General features: G+C 57.8%; 17 protein-coding genes. 7 read left to right on the top strand and 10 right to left on the bottom strand.

What is annotated here, in order from left to right; all coding sequences use genetic code 11:
* The first annotated feature begins 88 nt into the window (after positions 1-88).
* The 3 genes from FYJ63_RS06965 to FYJ63_RS06955 all read left to right on the top strand — a co-directional run bounded on the left by FYJ63_RS06965 (position 89) and on the right by FYJ63_RS06955 (position 3,869).
* A complete protein-coding gene (locus tag FYJ63_RS06965) occupies positions 89-1,843 on the top strand; it encodes a CAP domain-containing protein (RefSeq protein WP_154545226.1) in 1,755 nt (584 codons plus the stop codon).
* A gap of 21 nt (positions 1,844-1,864) precedes the next feature.
* Entirely contained in the window at positions 1,865-2,884 is a 1,020-nt protein-coding gene (locus FYJ63_RS06960; RefSeq protein WP_154545142.1) for a carbohydrate kinase family protein, read from the top strand.
* A gap of 145 nt (positions 2,885-3,029) precedes the next feature.
* A complete protein-coding gene (locus FYJ63_RS06955; protein WP_154545140.1) occupies positions 3,030-3,869 on the top strand; it encodes a sulfite exporter TauE/SafE family protein in 840 nt (279 codons plus the stop codon).
* 70 nt (positions 3,870-3,939) lie between these two features.
* Here the strand turns inward: FYJ63_RS06955 and FYJ63_RS06950 are convergent, their stop codons facing one another.
* The gene (locus tag FYJ63_RS06950) at positions 3,940-5,112 is read right to left on the bottom strand and encodes an anaerobic sulfatase maturase (protein ID WP_154545138.1); all 1,173 of its coding nucleotides are present in this window, start codon (positions 5,110-5,112) and stop codon (positions 3,940-3,942) included.
* 128 nt (positions 5,113-5,240) lie between these two features.
* Between FYJ63_RS06950 and FYJ63_RS06945 the strand changes: the two genes are divergently transcribed.
* Positions 5,241-6,590: an MFS transporter gene (locus tag FYJ63_RS06945; RefSeq protein ID WP_154545136.1), complete on the top strand. Its 1,350-nt coding sequence runs from the start codon at positions 5,241-5,243 to the stop codon at positions 6,588-6,590.
* An 86-nt stretch (positions 6,591-6,676) separates the two neighbouring features.
* Here FYJ63_RS06945 and FYJ63_RS06940 read toward each other — a convergent pair whose 3' ends face one another.
* Positions 6,677-8,215 carry an arylsulfatase gene (locus FYJ63_RS06940; RefSeq protein ID WP_154545134.1) on the bottom strand — a complete coding sequence of 513 codons (1,539 nt, stop codon included), beginning with the start codon at positions 8,213-8,215 and terminating at the stop codon, positions 6,677-6,679.
* Between the two features lie 226 nt (positions 8,216-8,441).
* The gene (locus FYJ63_RS06935; RefSeq protein WP_154545132.1) at positions 8,442-9,173 is read right to left on the bottom strand and encodes a sulfite exporter TauE/SafE family protein; all 732 of its coding nucleotides are present in this window, start codon (positions 9,171-9,173) and stop codon (positions 8,442-8,444) included.
* 315 nt (positions 9,174-9,488) lie between these two features.
* Between FYJ63_RS06935 and FYJ63_RS11205 the strand changes: the two genes are divergently transcribed.
* Entirely contained in the window at positions 9,489-13,871 is a 4,383-nt protein-coding gene (locus FYJ63_RS11205) for a phosphoribosylformylglycinamidine synthase subunit PurQ (RefSeq protein WP_229770041.1), read from the top strand.
* A gap of 975 nt (positions 13,872-14,846) precedes the next feature.
* Here the strand turns inward: FYJ63_RS11205 and FYJ63_RS06920 are convergent.
* From FYJ63_RS06920 to uppS, 5 genes are all read right to left on the bottom strand, one after another.
* Positions 14,847-16,685, bottom strand: coding sequence for a phosphoenolpyruvate carboxykinase (GTP) (locus FYJ63_RS06920; RefSeq protein WP_154545130.1), 1,839 nt, complete (start codon positions 16,683-16,685; stop codon positions 14,847-14,849).
* A gap of 363 nt (positions 16,686-17,048) precedes the next feature.
* Positions 17,049-18,335 carry an adenylosuccinate synthase gene (locus FYJ63_RS06915; RefSeq protein ID WP_154545128.1) on the bottom strand — a complete coding sequence of 429 codons (1,287 nt, stop codon included), beginning with the start codon at positions 18,333-18,335 and terminating at the stop codon, positions 17,049-17,051.
* A 97-nt stretch (positions 18,336-18,432) separates the two neighbouring features.
* Positions 18,433-18,606 carry a cutinase gene (locus FYJ63_RS06910; RefSeq protein ID WP_277028661.1) on the bottom strand — a complete coding sequence of 58 codons (174 nt, stop codon included), beginning with the start codon at positions 18,604-18,606 and terminating at the stop codon, positions 18,433-18,435.
* Between the two features lie 121 nt (positions 18,607-18,727).
* Positions 18,728-20,140, bottom strand: a complete 1,413-nt coding sequence (locus tag FYJ63_RS06905; protein ID WP_154545124.1) for a PhoH family protein — start codon at positions 20,138-20,140, stop codon at positions 18,728-18,730.
* 74 nt (positions 20,141-20,214) lie between these two features.
* Positions 20,215-20,991, bottom strand: coding sequence for a polyprenyl diphosphate synthase (gene uppS, locus FYJ63_RS06900; RefSeq protein ID WP_338106869.1), 777 nt, complete (start codon positions 20,989-20,991; stop codon positions 20,215-20,217).
* A gap of 313 nt (positions 20,992-21,304) precedes the next feature.
* Here uppS and trhA point away from each other — a divergent pair, with 313 nt between their 5' ends.
* Positions 21,305-21,931, top strand: coding sequence for a PAQR family membrane homeostasis protein TrhA (gene trhA / locus FYJ63_RS06895; RefSeq protein WP_229770045.1), 627 nt, complete (start codon positions 21,305-21,307; stop codon positions 21,929-21,931).
* A gap of 214 nt (positions 21,932-22,145) precedes the next feature.
* Positions 22,146-22,631 (top strand): transcription elongation factor GreA, encoded by a 486-nt coding sequence (gene greA / locus FYJ63_RS06890; RefSeq protein ID WP_154545120.1) that lies wholly within the window; start codon positions 22,146-22,148, stop codon positions 22,629-22,631.
* 182 nt (positions 22,632-22,813) lie between these two features.
* Here the strand turns inward: greA and FYJ63_RS06885 are convergent, their stop codons facing one another.
* Positions 22,814-23,044 carry an exodeoxyribonuclease VII small subunit gene (locus FYJ63_RS06885; RefSeq protein WP_154545118.1) on the bottom strand — a complete coding sequence of 77 codons (231 nt, stop codon included), beginning with the start codon at positions 23,042-23,044 and terminating at the stop codon, positions 22,814-22,816.
* 15 nt (positions 23,045-23,059) lie between these two features.
* Complete coding sequence (gene xseA / locus FYJ63_RS06880; protein WP_154545116.1) at positions 23,060-24,322, bottom strand: exodeoxyribonuclease VII large subunit; 1,263 nt, start codon at positions 24,320-24,322, stop codon at positions 23,060-23,062.
* Positions 24,323-24,379: the final 57 nt, after the last annotated feature.

Below are 24,379 nucleotides of genomic sequence, written 5' to 3'. Positions count from 1 at the left end.
CGATGTGTTGGACAGGGTCTATGTGGGAGCTGCGACCTGCTCAAAGGGTAAGAGAGGCACCTGGCGAGCCAACCGGATGAAGACTACTATGCGCGCGGAAGCAACGAAATCGACTGGCGTCATCGCCGGCATTTCTTTGCTGGCAATTTTGGCATCCACCTTGGTGAACGTTCCCACTGCTGCCGAAGTCCAAACCATCTCCGCTGCCGGAGCCAACTCTTCCGCCTACTCCAGCAAACTGCTGGAGCCTGCTCCTCCCGGCGACAACGCCATCGACACCACGTCGAAATCCATTGTCCAGAGGGAATTCCTCAACCGCTACGAGAAAAACATGATTCGTCCCGTCACTTCCATCGGGGTGGATTTGGAAAACTGTCAACCAGGTCAAGCAGTCCGTGACGGAATCGCGCCGATTGTAGAGTCCTGGAACTTTATGCGGGGGCTGAACGGGTTGAATGCCGTCACCCTTGATCAAACCGACAGCATCTCGCCCTACACCCAAGCCGCCGCGATGGTCAGCGCCCGCAACGGCAAACTCTCCCACTATCCGGCGGTCGAAGGATTCGCCTGCGCCACCGATGCGGCCGTGCGCGGGGCGCGACACTCCAACCTCGCCCAATCCATCTCCCAGACCTCTGCCGAAACCGCGCTGTGGTACTACATGGATTACTCCTCGGCAGACAACCCCGTAAACGACCAGCTCGGACACCGCCTCTTTATGCAAGACCCCCAGCTTTCCGTCACCTCCATCGGCGCCGCCGCCGGCTACACCGCGATTTCGGTTCGCACCGGCGAGTCCTATCCCGGAATGCCCGCCGACTCGATGCGCGACCACTCTGCCCCCACTCCCGAGTGGATGAGCTGGCCCTCCGCCGGTTTTTTCCCCAAACAGCTCCTTACTTCTGTCGGGATAACCTCCGACGGGCCGGATACGGAACGGTGGAGTTTTTCGGTTCAAAATGGGGATTTATCAGCGGCAACGGCGCACATCACCGGCCCTAATGGGGAGAATGTTCCTTTAACTGTCATCCGTCCCGGTCAGTCCGGCATCGCCTTTACCCCGCGGGTGATTGCGGACTATTCCACGCTCTTGATGAAGTTTCCGAATATTGAGCGGCTCCCTGTTGGCCAGGAGAACCTGGTTTACAACGTGAAAATCGACGGAGTGAAAGGCACTGGTCAGACTACTTATGAATACCAGGTGGCGCTGTTTGATCCGCTGACGCCTTTGGAGAAAACCGCCCCTACTATCGCCCTTTTGGAACAACCCCTCACCGGCGTCGGCTACAAGATGATTAACCCGATTCGGATGCAGGTCGCAGCCTGGCCGGTCGCAAAATACCAGTGGCAAGAGCGGATTAACTCCGGCCCCTGGACGGATATTCCCGGAGCCAACGAGGAAACCTATACTCCGGAGGGCTTGTGGACGTGGAAACGCTCGAAGACGACCGAATACCGTTTGGTGGCGACTTCTACCGAAGGAGAGTCCACGTCAGAGCCGGTTCGGGTTGCGGTTCAGGGGCTCAAGAATATGCCGGCTTCAGTAAAGACTACGATCGGTTCCCGCGCAGTTTTCGAGGCCACCCCGATTCTGGATTCCGACGGGTCGCTGTTTGACACGACATTCGAGTGGCAGGTTTTGCGCGCGGGCAGGTGGGAGCGGCTCTACGATGACGGTCATTTTGAAGGCACCGCCACGAACCGGCTCATTGTCAACCACGTCACCCCCGCCGATGAGGGGTCCCAGTTCCGGCTCGTGGTGCGGTCTAAGATTTTCAAGCTCGCGGGCTACGATGTCGTGGTTTCGTGGAGCGACGGGCTCGCGAAGCTGACCGTTTTCTGAGCCGCGCGCTAGGATTGGGACATGGCGAAGATTCTGTGCGCGGGTGAGGCGCTGATTGATGTAGTGGTCGGACCAGACGGTGTTGTTCAAGGCGAACATCCTGGTGGTTCGGTGTTTAATGTGGCCAGAGGCTTGGCTCGGCTCGGAGTTGACACCACGTTGGCTTCCTGGTGGGGACAAGACGCCCGCGGGCAGTTGCTGCGTTCGGCGGCTGACGAGGCCGGTTTAAAGATTTTCCCCGACAGTGACTCCGCCGCGACCACCCCGGTTGCCCGAGCCACTTTGGACGCGAACGGGGTAGCAACTTACGAATTCGAGTTAACATGGGATCTTCCAGACGGTTTTGGCGCGGACTCACTAAAGGCCAGCGCGGCAACCGCTAGCTCTCCTGACAACGGTCCGTTTAGAAACGAGGGTTCAGCCTGCCCACATTACGGCCACCTCCACCTCGGATCCTATTCGACACTGGTCGAGCCCGGCGCGGGAAAGATTGCCACCTTGTTGAAGTCCAAAAAGGAAATCGAGGGACTCACGGTGAGCTACGACCCAAATCTCCGCCCCGCTTTAGTGAGCGACCTGGAGGCAGCGCGGGCGCGAGTGGAGGAAATCGTGAAGGAGTCTGACCTTGTGAAAGCCTCCGAGGAAGACCTCGAGTTTCTCTATCCCGGGGTTGACCGGCGGAAAGTAGCCGAACAGTGGCTTGGAGGCAGGTGGGAGCGCCGAGGTCCGGGGGCACAAATTGTCGTTGTGACTCGTGGAGGCGAGGGCGCGGAACTGTTTACTCCCTGGCTGCCGGCGCCTTTGACCGCTCCGGCTGGCGCGGTCGAGGTCGTGGATACGGTGGGAGCCGGAGATTCCTTCATGGCCGGATTGCTAGCAGCCCTTGATGAAAACCGCGGCTTGGGATTTGGCCGCACTGCCCTATCCACCCTTGACCCCGAGGAACTGCAGGAATGCCTCGATTTCGCGGCGGCGACTTCTGCGGCAACCGTGGCGAGAGCCGGCGCGTATTCCCCGACCCGCGAGGAGATCTCGGCTTAAACTCGCTGGTTTTGCATGGCTTTGCTCGGGTTCCGCGACCCCACCTCGTCAATATAGCGCCGGTCTCACGCCAATCTCGCACCGGTCTCGCACCAAAAGGGAGTAATCTTGGGGAAGCGCTAACATCGAGAGAAGGGTTAAGCCAATGCTTACATTCATCATGTCTGCCCTGATAGGGGCGGCAGTGGGTCTCCTTGCCGGAGCGTTAGGCATCGGCGGCGGAATCCTCGCGATTCCCGTCTTGGTGTATCTCCTCGGCCAAGAACCCCACGCTGCCACCGCGGAATCCCTGGTCATTGTGATTGTCACCTCCGCGGCCGCGCTTCCCTCCCGTTTCAAAAACCACCAGGTTCGCCTCGGCACCGGCATAGTTTTCGGGTTGTGTTCCAGTATCGGGGCTTTCCTCGGCACCTGGTTCAACAGCATCATCAGCGGAGACGGCATGATGATCGCTTTTGCGCTGCTGCTATTTGCGGTGTCGATTTTCATGGGTCGAAATGCCATCACGCAGCGTAAATCCGAGGATATTGCCATGAAGTCCGGCGGCGAGGCGGCGGCCTTGACCGCGGACGGGGATCCGGAAGATGAATACGACCTGAGCTGGAAGCGTCTCCCCGTGTTTCTCCTTATTGGAACCTTCACCGGCATCATGGTGGGCTTCTTTGGTATCGGCGGGGGCTTCGTGATGGTGCCGATTCTCGTCCTCCTTATGCACTATTCGATGCGGGTCGCCGCGGGAACCTCGTTTATTGTCATCTCGGTGGTTTCCATTATTTCCCTGCTGCTCCGGGTGTTTCAGCCGAGTGCGGAGCCGTTCCAGATTGATTGGCTGGTGGCGATTCTTTTCGCTGTCGGTTCGGGTCTCGGTTCCGCCGTCGGTTCACCGTTATCCAACAAGGCGCGCTCTTCAACTTTGACTTTCATCTTTTGTGTCCTGCTCATCGGAGTGGCGATTTACACCCTTGTGGAGACCCTGGCCTTTTGATTTACCTATGGGGGCGGGTTTAAAAGGTAATCGTCTTACCTTTTAGGCCCGCCTCCATTGGAAAAACCCGCTAACGGATTTTTCGAGCCATGGATTCAATCGCGGGAGCGGCATGACTGAAGAAGCGGTAATACCCCGCGCACAAATAGTTCAGCCGCCCATCCTCGCCGGTAAACCGGTCTTTAAGACAGCCCCCGTGGCAGGCCCAGCGCACCGGACACGACACACACTTTGCTGACAGTTCCGTCAACTTTGACCGCCCAAACGTGACCTGCCGCGGCAACTGCACCATCTCAGACAAGTCCATCGCCGCCACATTTCCGAGCGCATAACCGGACTCCACAAAGTGGTCACACGCATAGGCCATGCCCGAGGGATCCACCTCGAGATTAGTCCCGCACTCCGGGGCATGAACGCAGGTCGTGTATTTCCCCAACCGCGCCCCCAGCATTCCGTCGAAATGCTGGACAAACACCTCGCCCACGTCTCGAACCAGCCATTCATCAAAGACGGCACACAGGAAATTCCCCCAAGCCTCGGGGGCAACCGTGCGCGAAGTGACCGCGGTTCCCCGCTGGCGATAGACCACGTGAGTCCCGTCCTCGCCCCTCCAAGATCGCTCTGCCAGATCCTCTTGACCGGCCTCGACCCGCTCCACAATGGGGATAAACTGCAAAAACTTGGCTCCGAGCGTGTCACGGAAGAAACGGTAGACTTCCAGGGGTGCCCCGACGTTGGCGCTGTTGACGGTACATAAAACGTTCACGTCCACCCCAGCGTCTTGCAGAATCCGCCACCCGCGCATCACCTGGTCGAAAGACCCACGACCAGCACGGTTGACCCGATAGGCGTTGTGGAACTCAGCGGGTCCATCAATCGAGACCCCCACCAGCCAGCCTTTGGAAGCGAAAAAGTCCGCCCACTCGGCGTCAACCAAAGTCGCGTTGGTCTGAATGGTGTGTTGGACTTGCTGTCCGGGGCGCGCGAACTCATCGGTAATCGCTTGGGCAAGTTGGTAAAACTCCAGCCCCCGCAGGGTTGGCTCCCCGCCTTGCCAGTGGATGAACACGGGTCCGTCCGGATTCGACCGCAGGTAGTTCGCCAAATATTGCCGCACTAGCGCCTCATCCATCACTTGAGGTTTGTCCGGATGAAGCGCCTCCTTGGAAAGGAAATAGCAGTATGCGCAATCGAGGTTGCAAGCCGCCCCGAAAGGCTTCGTCACTGCAGCTACCGGAATCATCCCACCTGCTAATAAATGTCAAAGAGATTATGAAGCAAAATTCAAGGATCATTCTACGACGAACCAAAAGATTTGGGAATAGATTTATTCTGTTTACATTCCTTTAACGAAGGAGTATGGAGGTAGGCATGGATATTAATAAACCTTTAGATTACGACTCGTACACCCCGCATCGGATCAAGTTCGTCAAAAGCTGGACCCCGCGACTGGTGGCTTTCGGAGAGTTAATTGACGGCTATGACCTTCTGGTCATCGCGTTGGCGATTCTATTCATCAAAGAGGACTTCGCCGCATTCAAGGATAATCCTCTGCTTGTGGGCGCTTTCGTCGCCGTGGCTTTCATCGGCGCCGCCTGCGGCTTGCTGATTTTTGGGCGCATCGCCGACAAGTTCGGTAGACGCCCGATTTTCATGATTAACCTGATGTTTTTCGTGGTGGCCTCGATTATTTCGGCTTTTGCCTTCGATATCGTGACCCTGTTCATCATGCGTTTCATCGTCGGCGTCGCCGTAGGTATGGATATCCCCGTGTCCCAGGCTTTCCTCGCCGAGATTTCACCAAACACACGCCGCGGGCGCTTGGCCGGTTCTTTGCCGAATATCATGTGGCTCATCGGCGGGATTATTTCCGTGATTTGTACTCTCTTGATCCATCCCTTCGCTGGGGTTCACACCTGGCGGTGGCTATTCGGTATCGCCGCCATTCCGGCTTTCATCGTATTTATGATGCGGCGATTCCTCCCCGAGTCCCCGCGTTGGCTGCTGGAGCACGGGCGTGAAGAAGAGGCTATGAAGGTTTTCAATATGCTGGAACTCGATCCGTCCTCTGCGGTGGAAGCCATCAAAGAGAAGAAGGCGCAAGAGGCCCGGGGTCCGGTCAAGATGAGTCCGCAAAGCAAGAAACGTCTCGCCGCGATTACAGCGTTTTTCGGTCTCCAGGCTTTCGGTGGCGGCCTCGCGACCGTGTCTGGCCCCCAGTTTAACAAACTGATTTTCGGCGATTCACCAATGATTGGAACCACCCAGCTTTTCGCCAATATTCTCGGTCTTTTGGCGGTGATTATCGGCGCGGTGGTGATTGACCGAGTTGACCGGCGAAAGCTCGGTATTGTGACCTGTTCTATCCTGTTCTTCCTCGCTCTGGGGCTAGTGTGGGCGGGCTTGGCGAGCAACGCGGCCTTGCTGGTGTTGTTCTATGTGGCGTTTTCTTTCACCACTTGGTTTGGCCCCGGTGTCTTGGCCTGGATTTGGTCCGCAGAAGCCATGCCCACGGAAGCGCGCGGCTTCGGCGTTTCGGTGGCGCAAACGGCAGCTCGCTTGATGTTGGCGTTGAATGGCTTCATCATTCCGGCCATCTCCGCAGCCTACGGCTTCTGGGGCATCATGATTATCGCAGCGGCCTACCCCGTGGTGGTCATCATCATGTTCGCCAACCCGTGGCTGTCCACCACCGGAACGGATCTGAACGAGAAGATGTAGCGCGTTTGACGAAAACAACAAACGAGTTCATCAAGATTTTGGGGGTTCGCTACGGCGGGTCCCCAAAACAATTAAACGCACCACAATCACGGCGCCGCCACTCCCATCTGTGGTTTCGGATGCTCGACCGCTACGGGGTTTTTACCGGCAAAGGACAAGGTCGTGTGGACTTCTCGGCCGGGGACTAGGTGACCGTCTTCCACGAATCCTTCTTCGCGACCTTCGAGGCACTCGATAAGGAACTGCCGGTGCCGCGCCAATTCCGCCCCATAATTCGGGTCGCCGGCCAGATTATGCAGCTCCTGGGGATCATTCGGAATATCAAACAGCTGCTCATGACCATTGTGGTGCAGCCAAATATATTTAAACCGTTGAGACAAAACGAATTGCATCGATACATCGTTGAGAATATGTTCCCCGTGCGTGAATTCCCGCCACTCGTCTCCGGTAGTTCCCTGTGAGCGCGGCTGATCCGCGGGAAGCTCAACTTTCTCCCCGTTCGGCCCGTGAATCAACGGTAGCACCGAACGCCCATCCAGACCCTCCGGAATATCAATCCCCGCGCACTCCAGCAAAGTCGGCATCCAATCCCGAATCTCAATCACTTCATCAATCGTCGAATGCTCCGGAATCCCCGGCCCCTTGATGAAAAACGGAATATGCGCCGAACCCTCATACGGATAACCCTTACGCCACATGTGATGGTCCCCTAACATCTCCCCATGATCCGAAGAAAACGCCACATAGGTATCCTGCGTAAGCCCAAACTCGCCCAACACCTCAAAAAAACGCTCCAACTGGGCATCAATATGAGACATATTCCCGTAATAGCCCGCCTGCGCCCGATGCTGGTCATACTCAGGATAAACCGCCACCAAAGAATCTGGTCGTTTGTCGTTTCGCCACGGCTCGAACTCCTCGACCCAGTCGCCTACCGGAACTTCATGGGACGGCATATTCATGTACTGATCAAACGCCCACTGCGGCGGATCGAACGGAGAATGTGGCCGATGAAAAGACAAATAAAGGAAGAAGGGTACAGTCGGGTCGCGCCGATACAACCACTCAATCGCCTTAGTCACCGCCCAACTCGTCGGATGATACGCCTCCGGACGGCTCCAAGGACGCGCCACCATCGAGTTACAGTGCAGACCGTCATCGAGATAATCCGCCACCGCAGACTCCCCGTCCTGCTCCCGCAGCCAACTCAGATAGTCGTCGTACCATTCGGTAGACTGCTCGCGGCGGCGCGATTTGTGGAGGTAGCCGTCGTGGAGAATCACATCATCAAAACCGGCACGAACCCGCTCTGGCCACAAATGCATCTTCCCAATCGCCTGAGTATGGTAGCCGGCCTTCTTGAACTCACCAGCGAGCGTTGTCTCCACATCAAAAGGCACCCCATCCTGATAGCCAACCCGACCGTGATGAGCCGCCACCAAACTCGTAAACAACGTCATCCGAGCCGGAACACAAGTCGGAGAACCCGAATAAGCTCGCCGAGCCCGTGCCCCGCGATCCGCAAACTCATCAAGATAGGGCGTCCGCACCGTAGGATGGCCCTCAATCGAAAAAGCATCCCCACGCCACTGATCGGTATAAATCAAAATCACATTACGTCGCATTTTTCTCCTTTGAGCCCGAGGAGAAAAGAGCTTTCTCCTAGCCCGATTGTATGCTTGACCGCGGGGTTTTTTGAACGCTTCAATAAGGGATTTAAAATAGCGTTTGCAGCATTAGGGGCAATCTCGCGCTCTTGTGGAGACCATGGCCTTTTGATTCATCTATGGGGACGGACCTAAAAGGTAATTTTTTTCCCTTTTAGACCCGTCCCCATAGATAAAAACACGGCTAGAATAAGCCGACCAAAACCCGAATCGCTCCGACAGTAGCAATCAGGAGCGCGAGATTCCGCGCCCACTTCGGTTTCACGATTTTGGCGAGCCACTTTGACAGGAGCGCGCCGACAATGACCGCGAGCACGATGGTGAGAAAAGCGAACGGAGGAAAAGCAGTAAAAGCCTCGGGTTGGCCACCGTAGAGAAGCTTCCCACCAACGACAAAAATGTTGAAACTCAAGAACAGCGGCTGGTTCGTGGCCGCGAATTCGCGTTGTCCACAGCGCGTGGCCTGAGCGTAAGCGGCCATGACAGGCCCAGATTGAGCCACCAGCGCGCTCATCATTCCCGCTAAAAATCCAGCTACGAGAGAGGCGGGGCGAAGCGGGACGGGCTTGAATTTCACTGAAATGAAGGAAAAAGCCACTGACAACAGCATGAAAACCCCGATGACTCCGGCAAAAACCCGTTCGGGAACGAAACGCAGAATGAGGACGAAGCCGACGAGTGCCGGCAGGGAAGCGGCGAAAAGCCAGACGAAACGACGCCAATTTACGTCTTTCCACATTGCTACGAGGAGAACCAGAGCCACCAAACCGCCGCTGAAGTTTGACCACACAATCCCGTAGTGCGCCCCCACCAGCGCCACAAAGAACGGCACCGTCACGAGCCCGAATCCCATCCCGGACACGCCTTGAACACAAGTAGCAAGAAGACAGACAAGACTGATGACGAGGATTTCCATGATTTCTCAATCATACCCCGCCTTTGCTGAGCCGAAATCCGCGCCAATTTTTCGGAAATCAGCAACGCGGAGTTGGTGGATACTCGCTGGGCCCCCTGGAACTCTTGCGATTTTGGGCATCAGTGGCATATATGGCAGGAATGGCCAAAATCACACGAATTCCAGACGACACCCGAGTATACGAAGCCTCAGCGGGCGGCGGAGGACTCCGGTAGGGAGCGGGGACTCCGTGCGGGAGCGGGGACTCCAGCTGCGGATTAGTCGCGGATTTCGGCGGTGACTCCGACAGGTCTCGGAGGATTATAGAATGAAGCTATGGATGCACGTCTTGCGATTCGCCGTAAACCTCAGTTCCGAGATGCCGAGAAGGCTCTCCTCACGACCTTGAATCATCTCGAAGGGGTGAGCCTGGAAAGTGTCGATATCCTGCATTTATACGATGTTTTTGAGGCTCACGCCGATGACTTAGCGGCGCTTACAGAAAAAGTCGTGCAAGACAGGCGCGTCGACGATTTCGTCTCGGCGGAGTTCGTCGGGAACTCCAAGCCAACAGTCGACCCGACCGGGGCTTATCACCTGCTTGCAGTCGAGCCCCTGCCCGGCCAGTATGACCAGCGCGCCGACGCCGCCGAACAGGCCTTGCGCTTGTTGAACCCGTCAACAACGGCCAGCATAATTTCCGCAGAGCTCTATGTCCTGCGCCCCGCTCCTACCGCGGACGCGCTTGAGGCAATCCGCGGCTATCTCATTAATCCAGTGGAGTCCCGCGAAAAGAATCTCGCCATCTTGCAGGCGCCGCAAATCGGCACCGCCGCGCCGTTGCGGGAATACCCCGATTTTCTCACCTACGACGAAACTCGGCTCCAGGGCCTCCTCCAAGAGCGCGGCATGGCGATGAATCTCGCAGACCTCAAACTTATCCAGGATTATTTCCGCTCCGAGGGACGCGTCCCGACCGAGGTGGAGCTCGCGGTTTTGGATACCTACTGGTCAGACCACTGTCGCCACACGACTTTCAACACGGAGTTGACCGATATTGAGATTGCCGAGCCGCGTTACGGGGAGCGCCTCGAAGCGGCCCTCGCGCGCTGGGACGAGTTGCGCGCTCTAAACGGGCGCACCGCAAAGCCGCACACTTTGATGGATCTCGGGACGATTATGGGCCGCGAATTGCGGCGAACTGGGGTTTTGGATGACCAGGAGGTTTCCGAAGAAATCAATGCCTGTTCGGTGAGGGTGAATGTCAGTAAGGGGTATACGTCGGCTACGCCGTTGGGGTCAGACCCTTCCGGCTACGTTGCTGGCGCAACTACGCCGGAGAGGTCTGACCCGCAGTCTACGCCTCCAACCGAGCCGTGGTTGTTGATGTTCAAAAACGAAACCCACAACCACCCCACCGAAATCGAGCCTTTCGGCGGGGCCGCGACCTGCCTCGGCGGGGCGATTCGCGACCCACTATCGGGCCGTTCCTGGGTTTACCAGGCACTACGCCTGTCCGGCGCGGGCGACATCAATACCCCGCGCGCCGAGACCCTGCCCGGAAAACTCCCCCAAGCCGACATTTCTTCCCGCGCCACCCGCGGTTATTCCAGCTATGGCAACCAAATCGGGCTGGCCACCACGGGCGTTCGCGAAATCGTCCACCCCGGGTATGTCGCCAAACGCATGGAGCTCGGCGCGGTAGTGGCCGCCGCCTCCGAGGCGAACGTCCACCGCCTCGAGCCGCAGGCCGGCGACGTGGTGATTCTTCTTGGGGGGCGGACCGGACGCGACGGGATTGGCGGCGCGACCGGCTCCTCGAAGGCCCACAACAAGGAGTCGCTGGCCCACTCCGGCGCGGAAGTCCAAAAAGGCAATCCGGTCAACGAGCGCAAAATCCAGCGCCTGTTTAGGAACCCGGAAGTTGCCCAGATGATTGTCCGCTGCAACGATTTCGGGGCTGGCGGTGTCGCGGTCGCGGTGGGCGAACTCGCCGAAAGCCTCGACATTCACTTGGAGCGGGTGCCGCTCAAATATGCCGGACTGAACGCCCGCGAAATCGCGATTTCCGAGTCCCAAGAACGCATGGCCGTCGTCGTGCGAGCCAAGGACGCCCCGCGCTTCCATGCCCTTGCAGAGACGGAAAACCTCGAAGCCACCCAGCTCGCGGAGGTCACCGACACCGGAAGGCTGCGGATGTTCCTCGGCGAGGAGCTCGTGCTTGACTTGAAGCGCAGTTTCGTCGATACCAACGGCGCGCCGCGCACCCAAAAGGTCAAAATGGTTCCACCGGCTCTTGGAGAGGGCGAGGAAGGCGCGGCGACTTCCGTAACTGCCAGCGCGAATACCTCCGCGAAACCCTACCGCTCCGTCCTCGAGACGCTGGCCGAGGCACGGTCGGGCTCCCAGGAGGGCATGGTCGAACAGTTCGACTCCACGGTGGGCCGATCCACGGTCCTCATGCCCTACGGCGGGAAACTCCAAAAAACCGACGAAACCGCGTCGATCCAGACCCTCCCGATGGAAGGCGGCACCTGTAGCGCTTCGATTATCACCTACGGCTATTCCCCGACTTTGGCAGACCGTTCGCCGTTCCTCATGGGGGCATATTCAGTGGTGGAGGCGCTTTCAAAACTCGTCGCGGCCGGCGCCCGCGCGGAGGACGCGTGGCTGACGGTCCAGGAATATTTCCAGCGTCCTGACGAGGATCCGGAAGTCTGGGGGGTAGTCCTCCAGGCGCTGCTGGGGCTCCTCGAGGCTCAAGACGCTTTCCAGGTCGCAGCTATCGGCGGCAAGGACTCGATGAGCGGGAGTTTCGGGGACAAACTCCACGTCCCGCCGACTTTGGTGAGTTTCACTGTGGGGCTAATGGACGCGAGCGAGGCGATTTCCGCAGCGCTACCCTCGGCGGGCGCAACTGAAGGCGCTGAGGACGCGTCGAGCGAAGCGTCCGACAACTCGGTTCCCAGTGAAGCCGGCCCCGCTGCGGGCGCGCCCGACACCTCGGCGACAGGCGAGCCGTCCGACCTGTACTATCTCCCTCACGTGCCCCACGCGGACGGAACTCCAGACTACGCGAGCTTGCGGGCGAACTTCCAGGCTTTCCACGAGCTTGCCGCCTCGGGTGCGGTCTTGGCCGCCTCGCCGGTTTTGCCTGGTGGTCTCGGCGCGACCGTGGTCAACATGGCGCTCGGAAACGCGGTTGGCTTCAAGGTTGCGCCCGAGGCGGTGCGCGCCTACCTTCGCCCCGGTTCCGAGGCTGCCCAACTCGCTGCGGCCCCGCTCGGAGGGATCGTGTTTGCGGTGGCTCGCGGGACCGACCTCGGCTCGCATTTTGCGGTCGGCGGGGATTTTGATTTCACTAAGGGCCGTCAGGGAACTTCCGGCGAGCCCCCGGAAAATCCGCAGGTCATTGCCATCGGCGCGACCTCCGTCGCGCCCAGATTCGAGCTTGGCTTTGAGTCTTTCGAATTGTCAGAAGCCCTCGCCGTAATGGAACGCGGCTACGCCTCGGTTTATCCCTTGAACGAGTCTGAATCGGAGCCCTTGCCCGATTTCGCGCTGGGCCTTGCTGAATCCGAAACCAAAGCGGGTTCCCACGCTACTGAAACGCCCAACTCCGGCCCTGCGGAGAAGGCAAGACCCGAGGGCGCAACTTTGCCTACGAACCGGCAAACGGGCGCTTCTACCGCGGCCCAAACCGGTGTTCCAACCTCGGCGACGGAAGGGGAGGTTCCAAGCACGACGAACCCTGCCAACGTTTCAGTAGGTTCGGATCGCTCAAGCATGGTTGCCCTTAAACCCCCGACCTCTCCTGGCACTCCAAACTCGGCCGCGACCGGAACTCCTACCAGTGCGAGTGCAGCTACTCTAGCCGCTCTGGTCGGCTCTGGCGCAGCCGCGGACGCCCCGCACGTCTTGTTGCCGGTCTTCCCGGGCACGAACTCGGAATACGACATGGACGAGGCTTTCCGCGCGGCGGGAGCCACGACCGAGTTCCTGGTTTTACGCAACCTCACCCCTCAGATGCTTGCCGCAGACACCGAGAAGTTTATTGCCCGCCTCGCCGCCCCTGAAACGCGGATTTTGGCGTTTTCCGGCGGGTTTTCGCTCGGTGACGAACCTGACGGCTCAGCAAAGTTCATGGCGGCTTTCTTGAAATCTGAGAAGGTCGCTGCCGCGGTCAAAAAATTCACGTCGGAAAACGGACTTGTCCTCGGGGTTTGCAACGGCTTCCAAGCTCTCGTGAAGTCCGGGTTCCTTCCTTACGGCGATCCAGCCCTCCAAACCGCCGAGTCGCCGACGCTCGCGCACAACCGCCAGTTGCGCCACGTTTCGAGAATCGCGACCACCCGAGTCGCGAGTGTGGCCTCGCCCTGGCTCGGCGATTTCGAGCTCGGGCAGTTCCACCGCGTGCCGGTTAGCCACGGCGAGGGGCGCTTCGTGGTGTCGGAGGCGGAGGCTCGGAGCTTGTTCGACGCAGGTCAGGTTGCCTTCCAATACGTCGACGCGGAAGGAGCGCCCACAATGAGCGCTCCGGATAACCCGAACGGCTCAAGCTTCGCCATCGAGGGCATCATTAGCCCAGACGGCAAGATTCTCGGAAAGATGGGCCACCCGGAGCGTTACCGCCCAGGCCTCATGAAGAACATCCCCGAGATCGGAGTCCAGGATATTTTCGCCAACGCGGTTCGGTGGTGCAAGACGCATGAGGCGTAGTCGGCGGGAGCATGAGGCGTAGCCGGCGGGTCAGACCTCTTGGCGCAGTGACCGGAGGGAACGAAGCCAAAGGGTCTGACCCCCGGCGAAGCCGTTTCAAACCGTTTTGTCTACGCCGCCGGGGTCGCACCCTTTTGGCTTCGTCTTCGACTACGCCACCGCGACACAGGTCGAGAGCAATGCCACGCTTGCGTGAGCATTGCCGATGGCCTTGTGAAGCGGCGCGCAACGCGAAGCGTTGCAAGCAAAGAGGTGCGACCCGCTCCGGCTATGCCTGACCCGTGGCTTTGCCGAGATGAGACCCGCTCCGGCTACGCCCGGAGCAAAAGGGCACCACAGCAGATTCACTTCTTAATGATGCGATTAGAGAATTAATTAAATGTTGATTTAATCGTGGTTCTTCCGTGACACTGCAAGAGGTTTTCGGGTTGACAGTTCACCGGATTCATGCTGGTGGCATGAATACTCCGAAATACCGAGTTTGCGACACTGCTTTGAAACGTAATGCTCGGATTTCTCCAGTTTCGGTTTAGGGCGTGCACGAATGTACGGCGTAGACCCAACCGGCCTTGTCTCCCGAAACTTCAAAACGCCAAGACCAGCGCAAACACTTAAACGCCCTAGCGACAAATCCCAGCCGAACCGGTTAGACCGTACATTCGTGCACACCTCCGCGGGCTCCGAGCGGGTTTCGCTCCTCTGCCGCCAGTTTTTCACCGGTGGGGACGGGCCAAACTGGTAAATTTACCAGTTTGGCCCGTCCCCACCGGTAAGGATGAAACGCCACCGCGAACTAACCGGTCAGACACACAATTTGTCATATAACCTGAAAACCGCTTAACTCGTAGAATTGTTTTGGGACGGCCCCGAAGGACCGCCCCAAAACTTATGTTTTCGATGACTACGCCACCGGGGACGGGTCCCACTGGCTACATTGCATTACACCATTGAACCCCATCCCCATTTGGCTACGTCTTACTTTGCCGCCTTCAAGCGCTCACGCAAAGCTTCCAGCTCAGCCTTAATCTCCGCCGGGAGCTTGTCGCCGAACTGCTCGAAGTACTTTTCAGTATCGTCGGTTTCAGCGAGCCAAGCCTCGGGGTTAATCTCGAAGAGCTTGTCCCAAGCAGCCTTGTCGATGTCCAAGCCCTCCAAGTTGAAGTCCTCAAACTTCGGGTAGAAGCCGGTCGGACCCTCGATAGCGTCAACCTGGCCGGACACTCGCTTAACGATCCAGTCCAAAACACGGGAGTTATCGCCGTAGCCCGGCCACATGAACTTGCCGTCCGGGGTCTTGCGGAACCAGTTGACGTGGTAGATGCGCGGGAACTTGTCGCCGAGTTCCTTTTGCATCTCGAGCCAGTGGCCCCAGTAGTCAGCCATGTTGTAGCCGCAGAACGGCAGCATCGCAAAGGGATCGTGGCGGAGCGCACCAACCGAGCCTTCCGCGGCAGCGGTCTGTTCCGAAGAAATATTCGTGCCGATGAAGACACCGTGAGCCGGATTCTTCTGTTCAGTCACCAACGGAATGTTGTTCGCGCGGCGCCCGCCGAAGAGGATAGCGTCGATCGGGACACCTTGCGGGGCTTCCCAGTCGGGGCAGATAATCGGGCACTGCGCCGCCGGAGCGGTGAAGCGGCTGTTCGGGTGAGCGGCCTTTTCGCCGGATTCCGGAGTCCAGTCGTTGCCCTTCCAGTCAATCAGGTGAGCCGGAACGTCGCCGTCAATGCCTTCCCACCACACGTCGCCGTCATCGGTCAAGGCAACGTTGGTGAAGATGGTGTTTTCCTTCATGGACTCCATGGCCATCGGGTTGGTGTCGTAGGAGGTTCCCGGGGCCACGCCGAAGAAGCCGGCTTCCGGGTTGATGGCGTAGAGACGGCCATCCGGGCCTGGACGCATCCAGGCGATATCATCACCCACGGTCTCGACCTTGTAGCCCTTGATGGTCGGCTGGAGCATCGCGAGGTTAGTCTTACCACAAGCGCTCGGGAAAGCGGCAGTGACGTGGTATTGCTTGTTCGTATTCTCATCGGTCAGACGCAAGATAAGCATGTGCTCTGCCATCCAGCCGTCACGGCGCGCCATTGTTGAAGCGATACGCAGCGCAAAGCACTTCTTGCCAAGCAAGGCGTTCCCGCCGTAACCCGAACCGTAAGACCAGATTTCGTTGGTCTCCGGAAAGTGGGTGATGTATTTCTCATCGTTGCAAGGCCAAGCGGTATCTTTCTCGCCCGGCTCCAGCGGCGCGCCCACGGAGTGAACTGCGGGAACCCACGGCTTGCCTTCGTTGATGAGATCCATAGCCTTGGAACCCATACGGGTCATGATGCGCATATTGCAAACGACGTAAGGGGAGTCAGTGATTTCGATGCCGAGCTGGGAAATCGGGCCGCCAAGAGGACCCATAGAGAAGGGGATAACGTACATGGTGCGACCCTTCATGGCTCCGCGGAAAACGCCCTTCTCGCCGGTAAGGGTTTCTTTCATCTCAGCAGGAGCGACCCAGTGGTTAGTCGGGCCAGCGTCCTCTTCCTTTTCACAACAGATAAAGGTGCGGGACTCCACGCGCGCCACGTCAGACGGCAAGGAACGAGCCAGGAAAGAGTTCGGGCGCTTTTCGGGGTTCAGGCGAGTGAACATACCGGTTTCGACCATCATCTCGGTGAGGCGATCCCATTCTTCCTGGGAGCCATCGCAGAATTCAATCGTTTCCGGGGTCGTCATTTCCGCGATTTCGGCAACCCACTTGATGACATCTTCAGGCGCGTTAGCCGGAGCAGCGCTGCGGACATCGGTTTCAGTTACAGCCATATTAAGGGCCTCCTAAGTTGAGTTATCTTCTAACAAGGCCAATTATCTCTCATTCGTCGCGGTTTCGCAGGGCGTTAAGTCCCTAATTCTGTCAAAACAAGAGGAATTCACTGTCAGAGATTTTTGGGACAACGGGGGCGTGCTTTGTCGTCCCACGCAGTGGAGCGGACGGGAACCATCTCCTGTTATCGCAGAAAAAGCGTTAACTCGCTACGCAGCCGTAGAGACGGCTCCACTTTGCTCCGTTCCTTCGGAACTATACAAAGCCGAAACCGTCCCAGACCGCTCCGCACGCCTCCGCCGTTAACCAACCAGCGCTCCGGCTACGACGGCAAAACGCCCCGTCGCTTAACGCCTCCGCCGTTAAATTAACTCATGCCGAACGATGGCATCTTCACGCGAAGCCCCGGTTCCGATAACCGAAATCCGGCAGCCGACGCGATCTTCAACAAACTCCACGTATTTCTGAGCCGCTTCGGGGAGTTTACGCCAGTCGGTAATGCCCTCGATATCAGATCCCTTCCATCCCGGGATTTCCTCATAAATCGGGCGAGCCGCCGCGAAATCCTTCGCGCTATCCGGCATCTGGTCCGTGCGTCCCCCAGGAATCTCATAGCCGGTGCAAACCGGAATCGTCTCGTATTCGCTCAAGACATCGAGCTTGGTCATCACCAAGTCGGTAAGCCCATTAACCCTCACTGCATAACTCACCACAACCGCGTCAAACCAACCGGTACGCCGCGGCCGACCAGTTGTCGCCCCAAATTCGCCGCCGAGCTGACGCAATTGCTCGCCGACCTCATCATTGAGCTCGGTGGGGAACGGACCCTCACCCACACGGGTCGTGTAGGCCTTCATTACCCCGACAACTCGATCGATACGGGTCGGGCCAATACCGGTTCCGGTACACGCTCCGCCCGCCGTGCAGTTCGATGAAGTCACATAAGGATAGGTGCCGTGGTCAATATCGAGCATCGTCGCCTGCCCGCCTTCAAATAGCACGACCCGTTCTTCGTCCAAAGCATTATTCAAAACCAAAGACGTATTCGTCACCATCGGCCGCAGCCGCTCCGAGAACTGCAGCAACTCTGCCGTCACCTCCACCGGATCGGGCGGATCTAGATGGTAGACATGTTCAATAATCGGGTTCTTTAGTTTCGCAATCTCGGTGACCTTGTCCCCGAGCCCCTCCGGATCGAACAAGTCCTGAACCTGGAGACCGGTACGGTACATTTTCTCGGCATAGGTCGGGCCGATACCCCGCTTGGTGGTTCCGATAGCTTTGTCTCCGCGCAGTAGCTCGCTGCCTTCGTCGATACAAAGAGAGTACGGGGTGACAAGGTGGGCACGGGAGGAAACCAGCAAGCGCTGACAGGACACGCCGCGCATCTCCAGTTCTTCGATTTCTTGGAATAATACCTTCAAGTCAATTACGGTGCCGTTGCCGATAACGGGCGTCACCCGCGGGGAAAGAATCCCCGTCGGAATCAGGTGGAGGGCGAATGTCTCCCCGTTCACCACCACCGTATGTCCGGCGTTGTTTCCGCCATTGTATTTGACGGCAAAATCCACATCTTTCGAAAGCTGATCAGTGGCTTTGCCTTTACCTTCATCGCCCCATTGGGCGCCCAAAACTACTACCGCAGGCATGACTCATCCTTGCTCGGAATATATTTACTTCCCAAGTCTACCAGTACGCACTCGTTTAAAACCCCAAGAGGGCCGGAATAGAGACGGTTTTTCAAAACTAGGACTGCATGGAGCTTTCCAGTTCGGCCCATTCTGAGGGGGTCAACCGGAAAACTCCGCGCTCCTCCGCGAGACGCTTGGAGGCGACCGCGGCCGCAATGGCCGAGCGCATTAGGAGGGATTGCGCCTCTGGAGGGAAAGGCAGACTTTGCGGGTTTTCATCATCACGCACGTTTGTAAACCTAACAGTCAAGGGGTGATATTCCCGGTATCAACACTCAAAACCCTATATTTACAGTAAAAGTCCGAACAAAGAATTCGCGATTGTATCTCGGATTGGCTCGCCTAATGGTTCATCGATCCAGCAATTGGGTCACCAAATCCGCGATCGCCGAACGCTCGGATCGCACGAGAGTCGTGTGAGCGAAGAGCTTGGAACCTTTCAAATCCTCAATCACCGCTGCAATTCCGTCGTAGCGCCCGACCCGAAGGTTATCGCGCTGGGACACATCATGTGTCAGGACAATCTTTGCGTTTTGTCCCATCCGAGAGAGCACTGTCAAAAGCACGTTGCGCTCCAAAGACTGGGCCTCGTCCACTATTACGAAAGCGTCGTGGAGAGAACGCCCGCGAATATGTGTCAGCGGCAAAACTTCCAAGAGACCTCGCGACACGACTTCATCGACGACTTCCGGGGCGACAATCGAGGACAGTGTGTCAAAAACGGCTTGCCCCCAAGGATCCATCTTTTCTTCGCCGGTTCCCGGAAGGTATCCAAGTGTCTGGCCGCCCACCGCGTAAATCGGCCGGAAAACAATGATTTTCCGGTGTTCGCGCCGTTCTACCACCGCGTCTAGTCCGGCTGCCAAGGCGAGCGCGGACTTGCCGGTGCCAGCGCGACCTCCGAGCGAGACAATCCCGATCTCCGGATTCACGAGGTGATCCATGGCAATCCTTTGCTCCGCGGAACGGCCCTTCACCCCGAACAGTTCCCGATCGGTCCGCACGAGGTGAACCTTGCCGTCCGCCCAAATCGTCCCCAGAGCCGAGCCTCGCGGAGAATTCAAGATAATGCCCGTGTGAACTGGCTGTTCGCCCAGGGAAAGAATCTCGGCTTCTTCTAATTCTCCCGAGTTCTCGTCCTCACCCAAGAGTGCGTCGGACCCGCTGCCGTAGACCGCGGTGTCCCCGTCATTCGCGTCAGGGCCGTTTGTCAGGACAATGGTTTCGGACTCGACCTCGCCTTCTTTATAGAGACGAGACATGTCCTGTTCGCTCATCTCGGCGAAGACAATGCCTTGGTAGGCGTCGCGCGAGGAAAGCGTGTTGCGGTACACATCCGTATCCAGCCCGATAGATGAGGCTTTCACCCGCATCGGCAGGTCTTTAGAAACAACCGTGACCTCCGCGCCTGTTTTGGCTAGGTTCGCCGCGACCGCCAGGATTTTCGTGTCATTATCGCCCAGCCGCATGCCACTTGGGAGGATAGATTCATCAATGGAATTCAATTCAACCCTTACTGTTCCGCCTTGGGAACCGACCGGAACTGGTTGGTCGAGTCGCCCGTTGGCGATGCGGAGGTCATCAAGGAGGTGCAGGGCTTTGCGCGCGAAATACCCCAGTTCCGGGTCGTGGCGTTTCTTTTCGAGTTCCGTAATCACGATGACCGGAAGCACAACTTGATGTTCAGCAAACTTCAGGAGGGCTTTCGGATCGGAGAGCAAAACGGAGGTATCAAGAACGTAGGTTCGAGGCGCTGTTGTCATAACTTCAGCCTATCGACACGCCCGAGCGCGCGCCGGATAAAACCCGCAAGTTAACGTATTTCTAACATTTTTTGTTACTTCCCGAGGCGACGCTCCCGGGAGGCGTAGTCGCGCAGCGCCCGCAGGAAGTCAATGTGGCGGAAACTCGGCCAATAAGTCTCACAAAAATAGAACTCCGAATTCGCCGATTGCCACAGTAGAAATCCCGAAAGCCTTTGTTCTCCGGAGGTCCGAATCACGAGGTCAGGGTCGGGTTGCCCCCGAGTATAGAGGTGGGCGCCAATGTCTTCCAAGGTTAGATTGTTTTCGACGTCCCCAAGGGTTTGCCCGGATTTCTCGCACTCACGCAGGTACCCGCGTACTGCCTCGAGAATCTCTTGGCGTCCCCCGTAGGCTACGGCGATATTCACAACCATCGCGCCTTCCGGTCCGGTGCCGTCGACCCTAGCCAAAACCTCTGCTAACGCTGGATCCACCAGGCTGGTATCTCCCAAAACTCGCAACCGATACCGCCCGGATTCCCTAAGCCGCCCCACGGTTTTACCGATGGTCTTTTGCAGCGGCCCAAGTTCTTCCGCGGAACGCTCCAGGTTGTCAATCGATAGCATCCACAAGGTCACCACCTTGACCGGCCAGGGTTCACACCACCCGAGGACTTCCTGGATTTTCAAGGCTCCGCGCTGATGTCCACGCATGTCAGGTGCGCCTTCCGCGCGCGCCCAGCGCCGGTTTCCGTCAAGGATAATTCCGATGTGTTGGGGGATTTTTTTCGGATCGATTTCACGCATCAATCGGCGAGCGTAAATGTCATACAGCAGCCCAAGTTTTGACTTTTTTCCGTCCGTGTTCACATAATCAGTTAAGCACAAAAATCCTAAGATTGTGGCATCGGGGGGTGGTTTGATGAACACGGCAGTAAAAGGGAAGGCGATGGTTGCGTCAGCAAAGGAATCCCCGAAAAACCGCGCGGACTCTGAGTCTTCGGCAGGCACCTTGCCGACCTCGGAACTTCAAGCTCCAGCCCCCATCTATGGCGATCCCGCCGAGACCCCAACGACTCCCGAGAAAGCCCCGCGTCACCACCTGATTCCCGCGGGATTTCCGCGTCCTATCAACCCGCGCACCGGTAAGCCCTACCGTTTCCCGCGTTGGGATTGGAAAGCGATGCGCCGGAAACCCGCGCTGCGCGGGTGGATTCACACGGTAGCTGCGCCGCTGTCGCTGGCGGCCTCGATCGTATTGCTGGTGCTGGCGCCGTGGGAGTTGAAAGCGGCTTGCGCGATTTACCTCGCAGCCTCGCTGGTGTTGTTTGCGATGAGCGCGGTCTACCACCAAGGCTCCTGGTCGCAAGTGGTTGACGGGGTGTTGCGGCGGTTCGACCACGCCAATATCTTCCTCTTGATTGCGGGGACATACACGCCGGTTTCGGTGGGTTTACTGGACGGGCAGCGGGCTACGATTTTACTCACAGTTGTCTGGATTGGCTCGATTCTCGGGATCGCCACCTCGATTATTTGGCCCCATGCTCCGCGCTGGTTTTCGACTCTGCTGTACGTGATTTTGGGTTGGTCGGCGGTAATGTATCTTCCGCAAATGTTTGCCGCGAGTCAGCCGGCGTTTTGGCTCCTCGTTTCGGGCGGATTGGCCTATACGCTGGGAGCCGTGGTTTACGCTTTGAAGTGGCCGAATCCTTCCCCAAAGTATTTCGGGTTTCACGAAATTTTCCACGCCTGGACGGTTGTGGCTTGGGCCTGTCAGTGTGTGGCCGCGTATTTCGCTGTGCTCGGTTAGCGGCGCAGCCAGCAGGGACGGTAATGAGTGGCATAACGAAGTGCAGCCAGTCTGACCCGTCCCCGATGTCGTAGCGAATGCGCTATTCTCCCGTTTTACTTACTTTTAATATCTTGATACAGTGAGTGTGCTTGCGCCACATAAAGTTTCGGTCGCAGGCGCTAATCTTTTTTATTATCAGATAAAGCATGTCTTTTTATAAGGGAGGGCAACAATGGCTGAAGAAGTCAAGAAAAAGTGGATGACTCAGGCGTCTTATGACCGGCTCCAGAAGGAATTGGAAGAACGCACCGGCCCGATTCGCTCTGAAATCACTAAGAAGATTGACTTGGCTCGCCGCGAGGGTGATCTCAAGGAAAACGGTGGCTACCACGCGGCTCGCGATGAGCAGTCCCACAACGAAACTCGCATCCTCGAGTTGGAAGAGATCCTCAAGCACGCCGAGGTGGGAGAAGCCGCTGATGACGGCATAGTTACCCCCGGGATGGTAGTGGAAGCCAAGGTAGGGACACGCAAGATGAAGTTCCTCTTGGGCTCCCGCGATGCCGATGATGGCCTGAACATTGATGTGTTTTCTCCCGAGGCGCCCCTCGGGGCGGCGCTGCTTGGCCACAAGGCCGGCGACAAGGTTGAATACGCTACCCCCGCCGGTAAAACCATCAAGGTCGAAGTCCTAAGCGTGGCGCCTTTCGAAGGCTAGCCAGGGGATACGAGCAACGGGGACGGTTGCCTTCTACTCTGCTTCGTTACGCAAAGTAGTTTCAGGGTGCAGGCGCCCTCAGAGGTGTTCCGCCTGAAAAAACTTGTTTTTCCGAGCGGCTCCACCAGTTACTTGTCGGCTCATGCGCTGCGCGCTGCCGATAAGCCCACAACCGCTCCGCTTTACCCGACTTGGCGGGCTTCGAGTTTCGCCTGAGCAGCGTCAAGAATTTGCTGGCAGTGACCGGCCAATGCTTCCCCGCGATCCCACAGTTTCATTGTATCTTCCAGGGGAGCCTCCGGATTTTCGAGACCCTTCACAACTTCAATGAGCTCGGCTCGCGCCTCTTCATAAGACATTTCCGCGATATCCGGGAATTCCGTCGCGGTTGCGTTTTCAGTTTCAGTTGCCATTATTCAATCCTTCTCTCAGTTTGCTTCTTTACGGCCTTGATTGGTTCCCACTACAGAGGCCACCAAGGAACCGCGAGCCAACACCGCCTCCAAGAGATCCCCCTTCTTGACCGCCGCGGCATCAGTCACAAGTGTTTTATTCGGCAGGCGCAATACGGTGTAGCCCCGCTCCAAAGTTGCCCGCGGAGAAATCGCGGTCAGGGTCGCACGGGAGGAGACCAATTCTTGGCGGTATCTCGCCAAAATTGCACCTACCCGTAACCGCAAGGCCTCGGTGCCATGATCGATATCGCGGCGTCTTTCCTCCAGGGAAGCAGCCGGATTTTGCATCACGGGACGGGTTCGCAGCGCCGCCAGCCATTCGAGCCCAGATTCGATTCTCGATGAGACGAAGGATCGCATCTTTTGTCTCCCGCGCTCCATGAGTTCCAGCTCCGCTTCGAGATCCGGAACGATTCTCTTAGCCGCATCAGTCGGGGTGGAGGCGCGAAAATCGGCGACCCAATCCAACAGCGGCGTATCCTCTTCGTGACCCACCGCGCTCACCACCGGGGTCACGGCGGCAAAAGCCGCGCGCACCACCTGTTCATCGGAGAACCCGAGAAGATCTTCGAATGCCCCGCCACCTCGAGTCACGACAATTACGTCAACCTCGGCAATCGCATCGAGTTCGCCAATCGCCGCGGCAACTTCCGGGGCACAACGGTCGCCCTGAACCGCGACTTCACGGATTTCAAACTCCACCAAAGGCCAGCGCCGCGTGGCATTTTCGATGACATCCGCCTCGGCTCGCGCTTGATGACCACAAATCAACCCCACTCTGCGCGGCAGAAAAGGCAGGGGCTTCTTGTGTTCCCGGGAGAATAGGCCTTCCGCGGCGAGCTGCTGCTTCAAGCGTTCGAGTTGTTCGAGCAAACCCCCAACCCCTGCGGGGTGGATCTCCGCAGCCATCAAGGCGAGGTCGCCGGTTTTTGTATAGAAATCGGGCTTTACCCGCATCACGACACGAGCCCCCGCTTGCATCGCGGATCCCGCTGCCGCAATCACTCCCCCGAAGGCCTTAACCTGCATTGACATGTCAGCCTCGAGGTCTTTCGCCTTGAAGAAAGACATGCGGTTTCCTGGACGTTGGTTGTACTCGATGACCTGAGCCTCCACCCAGGTGGCGTCGATCCGATCGATATAGCGGTCAAGATTATCGAGCAGACGCGACAAGGGCCAGGGGTTCTCGCGGGTCGTTTCGCGGGCGAGCCGCGCGGAGGGCTGTTTTTCATCCATGAATCTATCTTGCCACGAGACCTCTTGACGACATTTTCGCTTCGCCGAATTGCCATT

The organism is Mobiluncus porci (assembly GCF_009695935.1).
Lineage (GTDB): Bacteria > Actinomycetota > Actinomycetes > Actinomycetales > Actinomycetaceae > Mobiluncus > Mobiluncus porci.
The sequence above is the reverse complement of the archived record's forward strand: the minus strand, read 5'-3'. Positions and strand labels throughout refer to the sequence as shown.

Bases quoted from the DNA above. Each gene is read 5' to 3' on its own strand.
- greA (WP_154545120.1), top strand. From the start codon at position 22,146: ATGGCTGAAGAAGTCAAGAAAAAGTGGATGACTCAGGCGTCTTATGAC.
- FYJ63_RS06950 (WP_154545138.1), bottom strand. From the start codon at position 5,112: ATGATTCCGGTAGCTGCAGTGACGAAGCCTTTCGGGGCGGCTTGCAAC.
- FYJ63_RS06885 (WP_154545118.1), bottom strand. From the start codon at position 23,044: ATGGCAACTGAAACTGAAAACGCAACCGCGACGGAATTCCCGGATATC.
- FYJ63_RS06905 (WP_154545124.1), bottom strand. From the start codon at position 20,140: ATGACAACAGCGCCTCGAACCTACGTTCTTGATACCTCCGTTTTGCTC.
- FYJ63_RS06920 (WP_154545130.1), bottom strand. From the start codon at position 16,685: ATGGCTGTAACTGAAACCGATGTCCGCAGCGCTGCTCCGGCTAACGCG.
- FYJ63_RS06935 (WP_154545132.1), bottom strand. From the start codon at position 9,173: ATGGAAATCCTCGTCATCAGTCTTGTCTGTCTTCTTGCTACTTGTGTT.
- FYJ63_RS06940 (WP_154545134.1), bottom strand. From the start codon at position 8,215: ATGCGACGTAATGTGATTTTGATTTATACCGATCAGTGGCGTGGGGAT.
- FYJ63_RS06955 (WP_154545140.1), top strand. From the start codon at position 3,030: ATGCTTACATTCATCATGTCTGCCCTGATAGGGGCGGCAGTGGGTCTC.
- FYJ63_RS06915 (WP_154545128.1), bottom strand. From the start codon at position 18,335: ATGCCTGCGGTAGTAGTTTTGGGCGCCCAATGGGGCGATGAAGGTAAA.
- xseA (WP_154545116.1), bottom strand. From the start codon at position 24,322: ATGGATGAAAAACAGCCCTCCGCGCGGCTCGCCCGCGAAACGACCCGC.
- FYJ63_RS06960 (WP_154545142.1), top strand. From the start codon at position 1,865: ATGGCGAAGATTCTGTGCGCGGGTGAGGCGCTGATTGATGTAGTGGTC.
- FYJ63_RS06945 (WP_154545136.1), top strand. From the start codon at position 5,241: ATGGATATTAATAAACCTTTAGATTACGACTCGTACACCCCGCATCGG.
- FYJ63_RS11205 (WP_229770041.1), top strand. From the start codon at position 9,489: ATGGATGCACGTCTTGCGATTCGCCGTAAACCTCAGTTCCGAGATGCC.
- FYJ63_RS06965 (WP_154545226.1), top strand. From the start codon at position 89: ATGCGCGCGGAAGCAACGAAATCGACTGGCGTCATCGCCGGCATTTCT.
- trhA (WP_229770045.1), top strand. From the start codon at position 21,305: ATGCGCCGGAAACCCGCGCTGCGCGGGTGGATTCACACGGTAGCTGCG.